Source organism: Pseudomonas sp. FG1 (assembly GCF_034313875.1).
Taxonomy (GTDB): domain Bacteria; phylum Pseudomonadota; class Gammaproteobacteria; order Pseudomonadales; family Pseudomonadaceae; genus Aquipseudomonas; species Aquipseudomonas veronii.
The window spans coordinates 1380789-1396479 of the sequence record NZ_JAVIWP010000001.1 but is presented as its reverse complement, the minus strand read 5'-3'; the positions used below and the strand labels follow the sequence as shown (position 1 = coordinate 1396479).

Annotated in this window: 8 protein-coding genes, 2 tRNA genes and 4 rRNA genes; 5 read left to right on the top strand and 9 right to left on the bottom strand. The window is 56.3% G+C overall.

The window, feature by feature from the left end; genetic code table 11:
* Nucleotides 1-4: 4 nt before the first annotated feature.
* Nucleotides 5-463 carry an SRPBCC family protein gene (locus tag RGV59_RS06605; RefSeq protein WP_126585973.1) on the top strand — a complete coding sequence of 153 codons (459 nt, stop codon included), beginning with the start codon at nt 5-7 and terminating at the stop codon, nt 461-463.
* A gap of 39 nt (nt 464-502) precedes the next feature.
* Here the strand turns inward: RGV59_RS06605 and RGV59_RS06600 are convergent, their stop codons facing one another.
* The 9 genes from RGV59_RS06600 to RGV59_RS06560 all read right to left on the bottom strand — a co-directional run bounded on the left by RGV59_RS06600 (nt 503) and on the right by RGV59_RS06560 (nt 11220).
* On the bottom strand, nt 503-2383 hold the full coding sequence (locus RGV59_RS06600; protein ID WP_017845552.1) for a methyl-accepting chemotaxis protein: 1881 nt from the start codon (nt 2381-2383) through the stop codon (nt 503-505).
* Nucleotides 2384-2729: 346 nt separating this feature from the next.
* Nucleotides 2730-2845, bottom strand: a 5S ribosomal RNA gene (gene rrf / locus RGV59_RS06595).
* 109 nt (nt 2846-2954) lie between these two features.
* Nucleotides 2955-3070 (bottom strand): 5S ribosomal RNA (gene rrf, locus RGV59_RS06590).
* 156 nt (nt 3071-3226) lie between these two features.
* Nucleotides 3227-6118 (bottom strand): 23S ribosomal RNA (locus RGV59_RS06585).
* 247 nt (nt 6119-6365) lie between these two features.
* Nucleotides 6366-6441, bottom strand: a tRNA-Ala gene (locus RGV59_RS06580).
* Between the two features lie 27 nt (nt 6442-6468).
* Nucleotides 6469-6545, bottom strand: a tRNA-Ile gene (locus RGV59_RS06575).
* Between the two features lie 83 nt (nt 6546-6628).
* Nucleotides 6629-8165 (bottom strand): 16S ribosomal RNA (locus tag RGV59_RS06570).
* Together the 16S, 23S and 5S rRNA genes with 2 tRNA genes alongside form the textbook arrangement of a ribosomal RNA operon.
* A gap of 639 nt (nt 8166-8804) precedes the next feature.
* Nucleotides 8805-10025, bottom strand: a complete 1221-nt coding sequence (locus RGV59_RS06565) for a CaiB/BaiF CoA transferase family protein (RefSeq protein ID WP_126585929.1) — start codon at nt 10023-10025, stop codon at nt 8805-8807.
* 13 nt (nt 10026-10038) lie between these two features.
* Nucleotides 10039-11220, bottom strand: coding sequence for an acyl-CoA dehydrogenase (locus RGV59_RS06560; RefSeq protein WP_017849059.1), 1182 nt, complete (start codon nt 11218-11220; stop codon nt 10039-10041).
* A 156-nt stretch (nt 11221-11376) separates the two neighbouring features.
* Between RGV59_RS06560 and RGV59_RS06555 the strand changes: the two genes are divergently transcribed.
* The 4 genes from RGV59_RS06555 to RGV59_RS06540 all read left to right on the top strand — a co-directional run bounded on the left by RGV59_RS06555 (nt 11377) and on the right by RGV59_RS06540 (nt 15623).
* Complete coding sequence (locus RGV59_RS06555; RefSeq protein ID WP_102618547.1) at nt 11377-12276, top strand: LysR family transcriptional regulator; 900 nt, start codon at nt 11377-11379, stop codon at nt 12274-12276.
* Between the two features lie 453 nt (nt 12277-12729).
* Complete coding sequence (locus RGV59_RS06550; RefSeq protein WP_126585928.1) at nt 12730-13851, top strand: Re/Si-specific NAD(P)(+) transhydrogenase subunit alpha; 1122 nt, start codon at nt 12730-12732, stop codon at nt 13849-13851.
* Nucleotides 13852-13866: 15 nt separating this feature from the next.
* Nucleotides 13867-14187 (top strand): NAD(P) transhydrogenase subunit alpha, encoded by a 321-nt coding sequence (locus RGV59_RS06545; protein WP_003187417.1) that lies wholly within the window; start codon nt 13867-13869, stop codon nt 14185-14187.
* Nucleotides 14187-15623: an NAD(P)(+) transhydrogenase (Re/Si-specific) subunit beta gene (locus RGV59_RS06540; RefSeq protein WP_017849056.1), complete on the top strand. Its 1437-nt coding sequence runs from the start codon at nt 14187-14189 to the stop codon at nt 15621-15623. Before RGV59_RS06545 ends, RGV59_RS06540 begins: the two co-directional genes overlap by 1 nt.
* Nucleotides 15624-15691 lie beyond the last annotated feature (68 nt).

Here is a 15691-nt window from a genome sequence, read left to right as displayed (position 1 = left end):
CCTCATGAAACCGTTGCAACCCGATACATTGATCCGCAACCCCCGGGGCACACCAGTGGTGGCCTCTGTCGTAGTCACCTGCGAGGCCGCCAGGCTGTGGGGCTTGGTGGGGGACTTTGCAGGCTTTGATGCGTTCATTCCCGCCTTGTCGCACATCGAAATGACCGGCACCGGCGTAGGCGCTTTACGCACGAAGTATTTCCACGATGGCCATTGTGCGGTGGAGCAGCTCAACAGCCGTGACGAAGAGGCCATGTTCATGACCTGGACCACGGTCTACAACACCTTGGGCGTGGCCCGCTTGTGGGCGGCAATGCATGTGGAGCCACTTGGCTGCGGATGCTCCAGGGCGAGCTGGACGCTCATCGGCGAACCGGTCGACACCGCGCAGGAAGGGTTCGAACACTTTATGCAGAACTTCGCCGACGGCACCCTGGAAAATGTCCGACAAATGCTCGGCTAAGCAGTAGGAGCGAGAGGCCTCGCTCCTATGCCGTTGAGGTCAGATCTTGAAACTGTCGACCAGTTGTTTCAAGCGGCTGGCCTGTTGAGACAACGCGTCACAGTCCTTCAATGTTTCATTGAGGTTGGCCACGCCTTGCTGGTTCAGCAGGTTGATCTGGTTGATGTCGACATTGAGGGTTTCCACCACCGCGGTCTGCTCCTCGGTGGCGGCGGCGACCGACTGGTTCATGCCGTCGATTTCAACAATCCGCTGCGTCACGCTGATCAGGCGCTCACCGGCCTGGTTGGCGACTTCGACGCTCTCTTCGCTGGAGGTCTGGCTCGCGTTCATGGTGGTCACCGCTTCACGCGAACCCACTTGCAGCGAAGTAATCATTTTGTGGATTTCCTCCGCCGACTCCTGGGTACGGTGAGCCAGGTTGCGCACTTCATCGGCGACCACGGCAAACCCGCGACCCGCTTCCCCGGCACGGGCGGCCTCAATCGCGGCGTTGAGCGCGAGCAGGTTGGTCTGCTGGGAGATGCCTTTGATCACATCGAGAATGTGGCCGATGTTATCGGTGCTGGCGTTCAAGGTTTCGATCTGGGTGCAGGACAGGCTGATCTTTTGCGACAGTTCCGACATCGCCAGGATGGTTTTCTCCACCACTTTTCGCCCATCGTCAGCCTGCTCGCTGGCACCACTGGCGTGCTGGGAAGCGTCAGCGGCGTTACGCGCGATTTCCTGGGTCGCGGCGCCCAGTTCGTTGATTGCCGCGGCTACGCTGTTGGTGCGCGCGCTCTGCTCGTCAGAACCGACGATCGAAGCGTTGGACGACGCCATTACGCGCTGGGACAAGTCATGCACCTGGCGTGTTGCCGAGGACACCTCGGAAATCGAGGCGTGGATACGCTCGACGAACTGGTTGAAGGCACTCCCTACCTCGCCAAACTCATCTTTGCTGGTCACGTCCAGGCGGCGGGTCAGGTCACCCTCACCCTGGGCGATGTCCTGCATGGCAACGCCCATGGTGGTCAGCGGCCGCAGCAGTACTTGGATCAGCAAGCTCAAGAGCACCGCAATCGCCACCACGGCAATCAGCATGGCAATCAGCGCGGAGGTGCGGAATTTACCCAGGGGGGCGTAGGCTTTGTCTTTATCAATCGACAAGCCGATGTACCAGTCCGCACCTGGCAAGCCGGCGATAGGGGTGAAGGACAGAATGCGATCCTGACCGTTGAGGACAACATCCTGGTTAAGCTTCTCGATACGGACGCTGGTGCCTGGGTAGATGTCCTTGAGGTTCTTCATCACCTGGCCCTGATCGGGGCTGACGATGACCTGACCGTCGCCGCTGACCAGGAACGCATGGCCGATGCCGCCGAAGTCTACCGAGTTGATGATCTTCACCAGCGTTTGCAGGCTCAGGTCACCACCGACCACGCCCAGCAACTCGCCGTTCTTTTTCACCGGCATGGCGATGGTCACGATCTGCCCACCCACGGCTGCCATGTAAGGCGGGGTCAGCATCGGTTTGTCAGCCGCCACGGCTTGCTTGTACCAAGGACGCTGGCGCGGGTCATAGCCATCGGGCATTTTTGCGTCGGGGCGTTGGGTGAACACGCCGTTGGTTTGGCCGACGTAAGTGAACTGGAAGTTCGAGGTGAGTGCGGGCTGATCAACCAAGCCTGGAAGATCTGCAGCACTGCCCTGGTGGGCCATGTTTTGTGCCAGGTTTTCGAGTATCAGCACACGGCCACTGAGCCAGTTCTGCACACTGCTGGCGGTGAGTTCTCCGGATTGCTGGATGGACGACTCCAGGTTTTGTTTGATGGCGCTGCGCTGTAAGTAATCGTTGTACAACGTGAATAACGCGAAGGCCAAGACCACGACGCCTGACGCGGCCAACAGAATTTTATGACTGAACTTTAGATTCATTTCATCGACTTCTTTTGCCAAAGGGGGGGAGCGTGCTGGGTGGAACATTCCATGTAACGCCTGGGCAGACGCTTGATCTGCTCCAAATCGGTGCACGCATGGCTCGTCAGGCTTTCGGCCAAATGAAATGGAATCTTAAGGATTTGTCAGAAAGATCCTCTTTTTGAGTGGGAAACAGACCGGCGGTACAAGCAAGGCGTCCGAAACTGCAAAGTCTTGCAGTTTTCCAGGACGGATGACCATCGATCAGATGCAGGGAGTCGGCTGAGCAGATGTGCGACCAAAGCAGACCTCTTAAACGACAAAACCCCTGTCTGCGCAAGCAGACAGGGGTTTCGGAATTTAATCTTGACGATGACCTACTCTCACATGGGGAAACCCCACACTACCATCGGCGATGCATCGTTTCACTGCTGAGTTCGGGATGGGATCAGGTGGTTCCAATGCTCTATGGTCGTCAAGAAATTCTGTGTACCAGACCGTTGCCTTGGCAACGCTCCAGTGAAATTCGTGGACTTCTACTAAAACAAAACCCCTGTCTGCGCGAGCAAACAGGGGTTCTGGAATTTAATCTTGACGATGACCTACTCTCACATGGGGAAACCCCACACTACCATCGGCGATGCATCGTTTCACTGCTGAGTTCGGGATGGGATCAGGTGGTTCCAATGCTCTATGGTCGTCAAGAAATTCGGGTACTGAGTCGTGGCCAGCTGGCCTCGCTTCAGCAAATTGGGTATGTGATAGCTTTCGGTGTTTTGTAAGAGTCGAACTTTCGGCTCGTTTCGTCTTCACACACCGCAATCTGGTCTCTTCCGAGTTCGCAAATTGCTTGGGTGTTATATGGTCAAGCCTCACGGGCAATTAGTATTGGTTAGCTCAACGCCTCACAGCGCTTACACACCCAACCTATCAACGTCGTAGTCTTCGACGGCCCTTCAGGGGACTCAAGGTCCCAGTGAGATCTCATCTTGAGGCTAGTTTCCCGCTTAGATGCTTTCAGCGGTTATCTATTCCGAACATAGCTACCCGGCAATGCCACTGGCGTGACAACCGGAACACCAGAGGTTCGTCCACTCCGGTCCTCTCGTACTAGGAGCAGCCCCTCTCAAATCTCAAACGTCCACGGCAGATAGGGACCGAACTGTCTCACGACGTTCTAAACCCAGCTCGCGTACCACTTTAAATGGCGAACAGCCATACCCTTGGGACCGGCTTCAGCCCCAGGATGTGATGAGCCGACATCGAGGTGCCAAACACCGCCGTCGATATGAACTCTTGGGCGGTATCAGCCTGTTATCCCCGGAGTACCTTTTATCCGTTGAGCGATGGCCCTTCCATACAGAACCACCGGATCACTAAGACCTACTTTCGTACCTGCTCGACGTGTCTGTCTCGCAGTCAAGCGCGCTTTTGCCTTTATACTCTACGACCGATTTCCGACCGGTCTGAGCGCACCTTCGTACTCCTCCGTTACTCTTTAGGAGGAGACCGCCCCAGTCAAACTACCCACCATACACTGTCCTCGATCCGGATAACGGACCTGAGTTAGAACCTCAAAGTTGCCAGGGTGGTATTTCAAGGTTGGCTCCACGCGAACTGGCGTCCACGCTTCAAAGCCTCCCACCTATCCTACACAAGCAAATTCAAAGTCCAGTGCAAAGCTATAGTAAAGGTTCACGGGGTCTTTCCGTCTAGCCGCGGATACACTGCATCTTCACAGCGATTTCAATTTCACTGAGTCTCGGGTGGAGACAGCGCCGCCATCGTTACGCCATTCGTGCAGGTCGGAACTTACCCGACAAGGAATTTCGCTACCTTAGGACCGTTATAGTTACGGCCGCCGTTTACCGGGGCTTCGATCAAGAGCTTCGCGTTAGCTAACCCCATCAATTAACCTTCCGGCACCGGGCAGGCGTCACACCCTATACGTCCACTTTCGTGTTTGCAGAGTGCTGTGTTTTTAATAAACAGTCGCAGCGGCCTGGTATCTTCGACCGGCATGAGCTTACGGAGCAAGTCCTTCACCCTCACCGGCGCACCTTCTCCCGAAGTTACGGTGCCATTTTGCCTAGTTCCTTCACCCGAGTTCTCTCAAGCGCCTTGGTATTCTCTACCCAACCACCTGTGTCGGTTTGGGGTACGGTTCCTGATTACCTGAAGCTTAGAAGCTTTTCTTGGAAGCATGGCATCAACCACTTCGTCATCTAAAAGATGACTCGTCATCAGCTCTCGGCCTTAGAATCCCGGATTTACCTAAGATTCCAGCCTACCACCTTAAACTTGGACAACCAACGCCAAGCTGGCCTAGCCTTCTCCGTCCCTCCATCGCAATAACCAGAAGTACAGGAATATTAACCTGTTTTCCATCGACTACGCTTTTCAGCCTCGCCTTAGGGACCGACTAACCCTGCGTCGATTAACGTTGCGCAGGAAACCTTGGTCTTTCGGCGTGGGTGTTTTTCACACCCATTATCGTTACTCATGTCAGCATTCGCACTTCTGATACCTCCAGCAAGCTTCTCAACTCACCTTCACAGGCTTACAGAACGCTCCTCTACCGCATCACTTACGTGATACCCGTAGCTTCGGTGTATGGTTTGAGCCCCGTTACATCTTCCGCGCAGGCCGACTCGACTAGTGAGCTATTACGCTTTCTTTAAAGGGTGGCTGCTTCTAAGCCAACCTCCTAGCTGTCTAAGCCTTCCCACATCGTTTCCCACTTAACCATAACTTTGGGACCTTAGCTGACGGTCTGGGTTGTTTCCCTTTTCACGACGGACGTTAGCACCCGCCGTGTGTCTCCCATGCTCGGCACTTGTAGGTATTCGGAGTTTGCATCGGTTTGGTAAGTCGGGATGACCCCCTAGCCGAAACAGTGCTCTACCCCCTACAGTGATACATGAGGCGCTACCTAAATAGCTTTCGAGGAGAACCAGCTATCTCCGAGCTTGATTAGCCTTTCACTCCGATCCACAGGTCATCCGCTAACTTTTCAACGGTAGTCGGTTCGGTCCTCCAGTTAGTGTTACCCAACCTTCAACCTGCCCATGGATAGATCGCCCGGTTTCGGGTCTATTCCCAGCGACTAGACGCCCTATTAAGACTCGCTTTCGCTACGCCTCCCCTATTCGGTTAAGCTCGCCACTGAAAATAAGTCGCTGACCCATTATACAAAAGGTACGCAGTCACCTAACAAAGTAGGCTCCCACTGCTTGTACGCATACGGTTTCAGGATCTATTTCACTCCCCTCTCCGGGGTTCTTTTCGCCTTTCCCTCACGGTACTAGTTCACTATCGGTCAGTCAGTAGTATTTAGCCTTGGAGGATGGTCCCCCCATATTCAGACAAAGTTTCTCGTGCTCCGTCCTACTCGATTTCATGACTAAGAGATTTTCGCGTACAGGGCTATCACCCACTATGGCCGCACTTTCCAGAGCGTTCCGCTAATCTCAAAGCCACTTAAGGGCTAGTCCCCGTTCGCTCGCCACTACTAAGGGAATCTCGGTTGATTTCTTTTCCTCAGGGTACTTAGATGTTTCAGTTCCCCTGGTTCGCCCCTTACACCTATGTATTCAGTGTAAGGTAACCATCTTATGATGGCTGGGTTCCCCCATTCAGACATCTCCGGATCAAAGTCTGTTTGCCGACTCCCCGAAGCTTTTCGCAGGCTACCACGTCTTTCATCGCCTCTGACTGCCAAGGCATCCACCGTATGCGCTTCTTCACTTGACCATATAACCCCAAGCAATCTGGTTATACTGTGAAGACGACATTCGCCGAAAATTCGAATTTCTCAATTAAGAGAACTCACAAATTTTACCTTAGCCTGATCCGTTACCAGTGAAAGTAACGTTCAGTCTATCTTTCTATCACATACCCAAATTTTTAAAGAACGATCTAATCAAAGACTAGAAATCAACATTCACCATCATCACGATGGAATGCTCATTTCTAAGCTTTCAACTTCCAGAAGCAGTAGTGGTGGAGCCAAACGGGATCGAACCGTTGACCTCCTGCGTGCAAGGCAGGCGCTCTCCCAGCTGAGCTATGGCCCCGTATTGCTACAGGTTCCCACACAAAATTGGTGGGTCTGGGCAGATTCGAACTGCCGACCTCACCCTTATCAGGGGTGCGCTCTAACCAACTGAGCTACAGACCCAATTTCGGGCTGCTTCTTTATCGTCTTCTTCAATGAATCAAGCAATTCGTGTGGGAACTTATGGAGCAGCTGATGTCGTCGATTAAGGAGGTGATCCAGCCGCAGGTTCCCCTACGGCTACCTTGTTACGACTTCACCCCAGTCATGAATCACACCGTGGTAACCGTCCCCCCGAAGGTTAGACTAGCTACTTCTGGTGCAACCCACTCCCATGGTGTGACGGGCGGTGTGTACAAGGCCCGGGAACGTATTCACCGCGACATTCTGATTCGCGATTACTAGCGATTCCGACTTCACGCAGTCGAGTTGCAGACTGCGATCCGGACTACGATCGGTTTTCTGGGATTAGCTCCACCTCGCGGCTTGGCAACCCTCTGTACCGACCATTGTAGCACGTGTGTAGCCCAGGCCGTAAGGGCCATGATGACTTGACGTCATCCCCACCTTCCTCCGGTTTGTCACCGGCAGTCTCCTTAGAGTGCCCACCATGACGTGCTGGTAACTAAGGACAAGGGTTGCGCTCGTTACGGGACTTAACCCAACATCTCACGACACGAGCTGACGACAGCCATGCAGCACCTGTCTCAATGTTCCCGAAGGCACCAATCTATCTCTAGAAAGTTCATTGGATGTCAAGGCCTGGTAAGGTTCTTCGCGTTGCTTCGAATTAAACCACATGCTCCACCGCTTGTGCGGGCCCCCGTCAATTCATTTGAGTTTTAACCTTGCGGCCGTACTCCCCAGGCGGTCAACTTAATGCGTTAGCTGCGCCACTAAGAGCTCAAGGCTCCCAACGGCTAGTTGACATCGTTTACGGCGTGGACTACCAGGGTATCTAATCCTGTTTGCTCCCCACGCTTTCGCACCTCAGTGTCAGTATCAGTCCAGGTGGTCGCCTTCGCCACTGGTGTTCCTTCCTATATCTACGCATTTCACCGCTACACAGGAAATTCCACCACCCTCTACCATACTCTAGTCAGTCAGTTTTGAATGCAGTTCCCAGGTTGAGCCCGGGGATTTCACATCCAACTTAACTAACCACCTACGCGCGCTTTACGCCCAGTAATTCCGATTAACGCTTGCACCCTCTGTATTACCGCGGCTGCTGGCACAGAGTTAGCCGGTGCTTATTCTGTCGGTAACGTCAAAACAATCACGTATTAGGTAACTGCTCTTCCTCCCAACTTAAAGTGCTTTACAATCCGAAGACCTTCTTCACACACGCGGCATGGCTGGATCAGGCTTTCGCCCATTGTCCAATATTCCCCACTGCTGCCTCCCGTAGGAGTCTGGACCGTGTCTCAGTTCCAGTGTGACTGATCATCCTCTCAGACCAGTTACGGATCGTCGCCTTGGTGAGCCATTACCTCACCAACTAGCTAATCCGACCTAGGCTCATCTGATAGCGCAAGGCCCGAAGGTCCCCTGCTTTCTCCCGTAGGACGTATGCGGTATTAGCGTCCGTTTCCGAACGTTATCCCCCACTACCAGGCAGATTCCTAGGCATTACTCACCCGTCCGCCGCTCTCAAGAGAAGCAAGCTTCTCTCTACCGCTCGACTTGCATGTGTTAGGCCTGCCGCCAGCGTTCAATCTGAGCCATGATCAAACTCTTCAGTTCAAACATCTTTGGGTTTTTAAGAAACCCTAAACTTGGCTCAGCAATCGTTGGTTACATCTTTGATTTCTCGCGGAGTAACTTGTGATGCTGATAATCTTGTTGACTATCAGTCTGACTCCACAAGCACCCACACGAATTGCTTGATTCAGTTGTTAAAGAGCGGTTGGTTAAGATCTTTCGTCTCAACCGAGGCGCGCATTCTACAGCAGCCTCATTTGCTGTCAAGTGATTATTTTCAGAAGTTTTCAAAGTTTCCTTTGTAACTTCAACCACTTGCGCTTCCGATCTCTCGTTAGCGGGAGGCGAATTCTACAGCGTTACACGCTGCTGTCAACACCTCTTTTTCTCCGCTTTCGACCGAGAAGATCGAAACGTTAATAGAGCCAAACAACCCTGCTCTACCAACTCCTTCCAGGCCTCGATGAACTGAAGCAGGTCGCTGTCGAATCTTGCGTAACTCTTTGTTTACCAAGGAGTTTTCTGTTTCGACTGCGCCGGAAGTGGGGCGAATTATAGACGTCCAGGATTTGCCGTCAACCTTTAATTTCGCTTATCTATCCAATAGTTAGGATTGGCTAAAAAACAACCAACTTTCTTCTATATAGAGCCCTTAATGACGCTCCATATAGAAGAGAGGACTCAGATAACCCCAGCTTCTTTTAAAGCAGCCACATTCGCCGGCATCAACCCCAGCACTTCCTGCAACACCCTGACCGTATGCTCACCCAATAAAGGAGGCGCGCTGCGGTATTCCACAGGGGTCTTGGATAACCGTATAGGACTGGCAACCTGAGGCACCATCCCCGCCAGTGCGTGGGGCAACTCAATCGCCAGCCCGCGCGCCTTGACCTGGGCATCCGCGAATACCTGCGCCAGATCATTGATCGGCCCACACGGCACGCCGACTCGCTCCAGTTGCGACACCCATTCAGCCGTCGTCTTGAACACCGTCGCCTGGCGAATCAAGGGAATCAGTTCCGCGCGATTGGCCACCCGCACCTTGTTGGTCGCGAAACGCGGATCATCCGCCCACTGCGGCTGACCTGCCACCTGCGCAAACTTACGGAACTGCCCGTCATTCCCCACCGTCAGGATGAAGTCGCCATCGGCCGTGGGAAAATCCTGATAAGGCACGATATTCGGATGCGCATTGCCCAAGCGCTTTGGCGGCACGCCTGTCGTCAGGTAGTTCATCGCCTGGTTGGCCAGACAAGCCACCTGCACGTCCAGCAGCGCCATATCAATATGTTGCCCGCCGCCATCACGCTCGCGATGAGCCAGCGCCGCCAGGATCGCCACCGCCGAATAGAGCCCCGTAAGGATGTCAGTCAACGCCACCCCCACTTTCACCGGGCCCGCCCCCTCATCACCCTCCGGCCGCCCCGTCAGGCTCATGAGTCCGCCCAACCCCTGGATCATGAAGTCGTAGCCCGCACGCGCCGCATAAGGCCCCGTCTGGCCAAACCCCGTGATCGAGCAATAGATCAACGCCGGGTTGACCGCCTTCAGCGAGGCATAGTCCAACCCATACGCCGCCAGGCCGCCCACCTTGAAGTTCTCGATCAGGATGTCGGACTTGGCCGCCAGGTCACGCACCAGCTTCTGCCCCTCCGGCTGCGTGAAGTCGATGGTCACCGACTCTTTGTTGCGGTTGGCCGACAAGTAATACGCCGCTTCACTGGTGTTCTCGCCATACGCGTCCTTGAGGAAGGGAGGCCCCCAGGCACGCGTGTCGTCACCATTGCCCGGCCGCTCGACCTTGATCACTTCGGCCCCAAGGTCCGCGAGGATCTGCCCGGCCCAAGGGCCCGCCAGTACTCGCGACAAATCCAGTACCCGCAGATGCGAAAGCGCGCCCATGCCCGTGCTCCTATTAATAGAACGCCTGAAGACCGGTTTGCGCGCGCCCCAGAATCAAGGCGTGTACATCGTGGGTACCTTCATAGGTGTTCACCACTTCCAGGTTGACCAGGTGACGCGCCACCCCGAACTCGTCGGAGATACCGTTGCCGCCCAGCATATCCCGCGCCATGCGTGCGATATCCAGCGACTTGCCGCAGGAATTGCGCTTCATGATCGAAGTAATTTCCACCGCCGCAGTGCCTTCATCCTTCATCCGTCCCAGGCGCAGGCAGCCTTGCAAGGCCAGAGTGATCTCGGTCTGCATGTCCGCGAGCTTCTTCTGGATAAGCTGGGTCGCCGCCAATGGCCGACCGAACTGATGACGATCAAGGGTGTACTGGCGAGCAGTGTGCCAGCAGAACTCGGCAGCACCCAGCGCGCCCCAGGAGATGCCGTAACGAGCGGAGTTAAGGCAGGTGAAGGGGCCTTTCAAACCACGCACATCCGGGAAGATGTTCTCGTCAGGCACGAACACGTTGTCCATGACGATCTCGCCGGTAATGGAAGCCCGCAGGCCGACCTTGCCGTGAATCGCCGGAGCGCTCAGACCTTTCCAGCCTTTCTCCAGGACAAAACCGCGGATATCGCCGGCATCGTCCTTGGCCCACACCACGAACACATCGGCGATCGGGCTGTTGGTGATCCACATCTTGGCGCCGGTCAGGCTGTAGCCGCCATCCACCTTGCGTGCCCGGGTAATCATCGCGCCCGGGTCGGAACCGTGGTTAGGCTCGGTCAGACCGAAGCAACCGATCCATTCACCCGACGCCAGCTTCGGCAGGTATTTCTGTTTTTGCGCTTCGGTGCCGAACTCATTGATCGGCACCATGACCAGTGACGACTGCACACTCATCATCGAGCGATAGCCGGAGTCGACTCGCTCGACCTCACGCGCAATCAACCCGTAGCTGACGTAATTCAGGCCACTGCCGCCGTACTGCTCGGGAATCATCGCGCCCAACAGGCCGGTTTCGCCCATCTCACGGAAGATCGCAGGGTCGGTCTTTTCATGGCGGAAGGCTTCGAGCACCCTTGGCGCCAACTTGTCCTGGGCGAATTGCTCAGCACTGTCGCGCACCATGCGCTCTTCTTCGGTGAGCTGTTGATCCAGCAGCAGTGGATCGATCCAGTTGAAGCTTGCCTTGCCAGCCATGAATAAGTCCTCGCAAAGAAATCAGAAGTCGTGCATGCAGACTAGGCTCGGCAAGCGCAGAGGGCAAACGAGGTTTTTGCATAGGCTTGTGCTAATTTCTCACTCCGTAACGGCCGAGAAGGGCGCAAACGCGCCTTATAAGTGAGAACAAGGTACATGCGCAGAAAAATCCCCAGCACCACCGCCCTTGTCAGCTTTGAAGCTGCAGCCCGCCACGAGAGCTTTACCAAGGCGGCGCAGGAGCTTTCCATCACTCAGGGCGCCATTTGCCGACAGATCGCCAGCCTCGAGGAGTTTTTAAGTGTCGAGCTGTTTCGACGCTCGCGGCGTGGGGTCAAGCTGACGGAAGCAGGCCTGTCGTATAGCCGTCGGGTCGCCACGCAATTGGACGCGGTGGAACGCGACACCTTGTCCGTCATGGGACAGCAGGGCGCGAACGTCATCGAGCTGGCGGTGGTGCCGACCTTTGGCACCCAATGGCTGATCCCTCGTCTCAAGGACTTTCAGCGCCAGCACCCGGAAGTCACGGTCAACCTCACCAACCGCACGCGCCCCTTCCTGTTTGCCGACACCGAATTCGACGCCGCGATCTATTTCGGCGATGCCGACTGGTCCGGTACCGAATCCCACCGGCTGATGGGAGAAAACCCGGTCCCGGTGTGCAGCCCGCGCTTACTCGGCAGCCGCGCGCACTTCAGCCCCCAGGAAATCGCGGAACTGCCGCTGCTGCAGCAGACCACGCGGCCCTATGCCTGGCGCCAGTGGTTCAACGCGCAACAACTGAACATACCTCGCGACATGACAGGCCCCCGCTACGAGCTATTCTCGATGTTGTCCCAGGCAGCCATGCATGACATGGGCATTGCGCTGATTCCACCGTTCCTCATCCAGCGCGAACTGGACGAGCACCAACTGGTGATCGCGAGCCCTGAAGCACTGAGCAGTTCGAAGGCGTATTACTTGATGATTCCTGACAGGAAAGTCGAATCGGCCTCCCTGCACGCCTTCAGGGATTGGCTGATCGATCAGTCGCAGCGCTATAGCCCTGTAATCTAAAGACGAAGTGCCATTTATTGACCATGTAGTCAGCTAAAATACTATCCTACAGATATATCTATATGTCGCATTTAAGCAAACTGTACCTGTTCGGCGAGAATGAGGCTACAAGCCATGATTCTCATGGCTTGTAGCGACTATTACCGACCAATGCCCGGCTATTCACAACGGCGATTGCAAAACTACCGAAAAACCAAAACACACCATTAACCACTTGTATTTAAAGGTTTTTTCTCAAAACGTTGCGACAATCAGTCACAGGGTGACTTGTAGTTAATTTTTCGTCACCCGTCATAATCCCTTGTAAGGTCGTAAAGTTCGCCTGCAAAATGCCGCGCCCCGCTGTCATTTCAGCGGGATCGTGCTGATCGGCCGCCCCAGATGCGCCACTCACGGTGCGCTGGCCTTTTTACAATAAGATCAAAAGCAAAAAGATCATGCAGGAGATTTCACGTGCACATTGGTGTTCCTCTCGAAACCCAGACCGGTGAAACGCGGGTGGCTGCCACCCCGGAAACCATCAAGAAGCTGATCGGCCAGGGCCATAAGGTCACTGTACAAAGCGGGGCGGGCATTAAAGCCAGCATCGTCGACAGTGCCTATGAAACGGCAGGTGCAACCATTGGCAGCGCCAGCGATGCATTTGGCGCGGAGCTGATCCTCAAAGTGGTAGCCCCCAGCGACAGCGAACTGACGCTGATCAAAAGCGGCACCGTGCTGGTGGGCATGCTCAATCCGTTCAGCAACGAAACCATCGCCAAGCTGGCCGAGCAGGGCATCACGGCCTTCGCGCTCGAAGCCGCACCGCGTACTTCGCGGGCCCAGAGCCTGGACGTGCTGTCGTCCCAGGCCAACATCGCCGGTTACAAGGCCGTGTTGCTCGCCGCCCATCATTACCCACGCTTCATGCCGATGCTGATGACTGCCGCCGGTACGGTAAAAGCCGCACGCGTGTTGATCCTCGGCGCTGGCGTCGCGGGGCTGCAGGCCATCGCCACGGCGAAACGCCTGGGTGCAGTGATCGAAGCGTCTGACGTGCGCCCGGCCGTGAAGGAGCAGATCGAATCCCTCGGCGCCAAGTTCGTCGACGTGCCTTATGAGACCGACGAAGAGCGTGAATGCGCCGTCGGCGTCGGCGGTTACGCACGGCCGATGCCGACCAGCTGGATGCAACGCCAGGCCCTGGCGGTCCACGAACGCGCCAAGCAGGCCGACATCGTCATCACCACCGCCCTGATCCCGGGCCGCAAGGCTCCGACCCTGCTCAGCGCCGACACGGTTGCCCAGATGAAGCCGGGCTCAGTGGTGATCGACCTTGCCGCAGCCCAGGGCGGCAACTGCCCGCTGACCGTCGCCGACCAGGTGGTGGTGGAAAACGGCGTGATCATTTGCGGCCCGACCAACCTGGCAGGTGCCGTCGCCGCCGACGCATCGGCCCTGTATGCGCGCAACCTGCTGGACTTCCTGAAGCTGGTCTTCAACAAGGAAGGGAAGTTTGAAATCAACCTCGAAGACGACATCGTCGCCGCGTGCCTGATGTGCCGCGACGGCCAAGTCATCCGCAAAAACGCCTAAGCAGGGATTCAGACGATGGAAGAGCTTATCTCCCCCGGTATCTACAACCTGATCATCTTCGTGCTGGCGATTTATGTCGGTTACCACGTGGTCTGGAACGTTACCCCCGCACTGCACACGCCGTTGATGGCGGTGACCAACGCAATCTCGGCGATCGTGATCGTCGGCGCCATGCTGGCCGCTGCGCTGACCGTGACTCCGCTGGGCAAGACCATGGGCACGCTGGCTGTGGCCCTGGCGGCCGTCAACGTGTTCGGCGGCTTCCTGGTGACTCGCAGGATGCTTGAGATGTTCAAGAAGAAAGCCCCGAAAGTAAAAGAAGAGGCGCCGAAGTAATGAGCATGAATCTTGTCACGACGCTCTATCTGATCGCGTCGATCTGTTTCATCCAGGCCCTCAAAGGCCTGTCGCATCCGACCACTTCGCGGCGCGGCAACCTGTTCGGCATGCTCGGCATGGCGCTGGCGGTGCTCACCACCGTGGGCCTCATCTATAAGCTGGGCGCTGAGCTTGCCACTGCCGGCATCGGCTACGTGATCGTGGGCCTGCTGATCGGCGGCACCGCCGGCTCGATCATGGCCAAGCGCGTGGAAATGACCAAGATGCCGGAACTGGTCGCCTTCATGCACAGCATGATCGGCCTGGCCGCGGTGTTTATCGCCATTGCCGCCGTGGTCGAGCCGCAATCGCTGGGCATCGTCAAACACCTGGGCGATGCGATCCCGGCCGGTAACCGCCTGGAACTGTTCCTCGGTGCCGCCATCGGCGCCATCACCTTCTCCGGTTCGGTGATCGCCTTCGGCAAGCTGTCGGGCAAGTACAAGTTCCGCCTGTTCCAAGGCGCACCGGTACAGTTCGGCGGCCAGCACAAACTGAACCTGGTGCTCGGCCTGACTACATTGGGGCTCGGCCTGACCTTCATGTTCACCGGCAACCTCTCTGCCTTCGCGCTGATGCTGGCCCTGGCGTTCGTGCTGGGCGTGCTGATCATCATCCCGATCGGCGGCGCCGACATGCCGGTAGTGGTATCGATGCTCAACAGCTACTCCGGCTGGGCTGCGGCAGGGATCGGCTTCTCGCTGAACAACTCGATGCTGATCATCGCCGGCTCGCTGGTGGGCTCCAGCGGTGCGATCCTGTCCTACATCATGTGCAAGGCGATGAACCGCTCCTTCTTCAACGTGCTGCTCGGCGGTTTCGGCAATGCGCCGGATGCCGGTGCGGCGGCCGGCTCGAAAGAAGCGCGCCCGGTGAAGTCCGGCTCGGCCGACGACGCCACGTTCCTGCTGACCAACGCCGATACCGTGATCATCGTGCCGGGCTATGGCCTGGCAGTGGCGCGGGCACAGCATGCGCTGAAGGAACTGACCGAGAAGCTGACCCACCGTGGCGTGACCGTGAAGTACGCGATCCACCCGGTGGCCGGCCGCATGCCCGGACACATGAACGTATTGCTGGCCGAGGCCGAAGTGCCTTACGACCAGGTGTTCGAGATGGAAGACATCAACTCCGAATTCGGCCAGGCTGACGTAGTACTGGTGCTCGGCGCGAACGACGTGGTCAACCCGGCCGCCAAGAACGATCCGAACTCGCCGATTGCCGGCATGCCGATCCTCGAGGCGTTCAAGGCCAAGACCATCATCGTCAACAAGCGCTCGATGGCCAGCGGCTATGCCGGCCTGGACAACGAGCTGTTCTACCTGGACAAAACCATGATGGTCTTCGGCGACGCCAAGAAGGTTATCGAAGACATGGTCAAGGCTGTCGAGTAACACTGCGCCAGCGCAATACCCGAAACCCTGGCCTGCAGTAGGCTAGGGTTTTTTATTGCAGCATGAAA

What these genes read in the sequence shown, in the direction of transcription:
- RGV59_RS06605 (WP_126585973.1), top strand. Translation starts at nt 5, where the DNA reads ATGAAACCGTTGCAACCCGATACATTGATCCGCAACCCCCGGGGCACA.
- RGV59_RS06600 (WP_017845552.1), bottom strand. Translation starts at nt 2,383, where the DNA reads ATGAATCTAAAGTTCAGTCATAAAATTCTGTTGGCCGCGTCAGGCGTC.
- RGV59_RS06565 (WP_126585929.1), bottom strand. Translation starts at nt 10,025, where the DNA reads ATGGGCGCGCTTTCGCATCTGCGGGTACTGGATTTGTCGCGAGTACTG.
- RGV59_RS06560 (WP_017849059.1), bottom strand. Translation starts at nt 11,220, where the DNA reads ATGGCTGGCAAGGCAAGCTTCAACTGGATCGATCCACTGCTGCTGGAT.
- RGV59_RS06555 (WP_102618547.1), top strand. Translation starts at nt 11,377, where the DNA reads ATGCGCAGAAAAATCCCCAGCACCACCGCCCTTGTCAGCTTTGAAGCT.
- RGV59_RS06545 (WP_003187417.1), top strand. Translation starts at nt 13,867, where the DNA reads ATGGAAGAGCTTATCTCCCCCGGTATCTACAACCTGATCATCTTCGTG.
- RGV59_RS06540 (WP_017849056.1), top strand. Translation starts at nt 14,187, where the DNA reads ATGAGCATGAATCTTGTCACGACGCTCTATCTGATCGCGTCGATCTGT.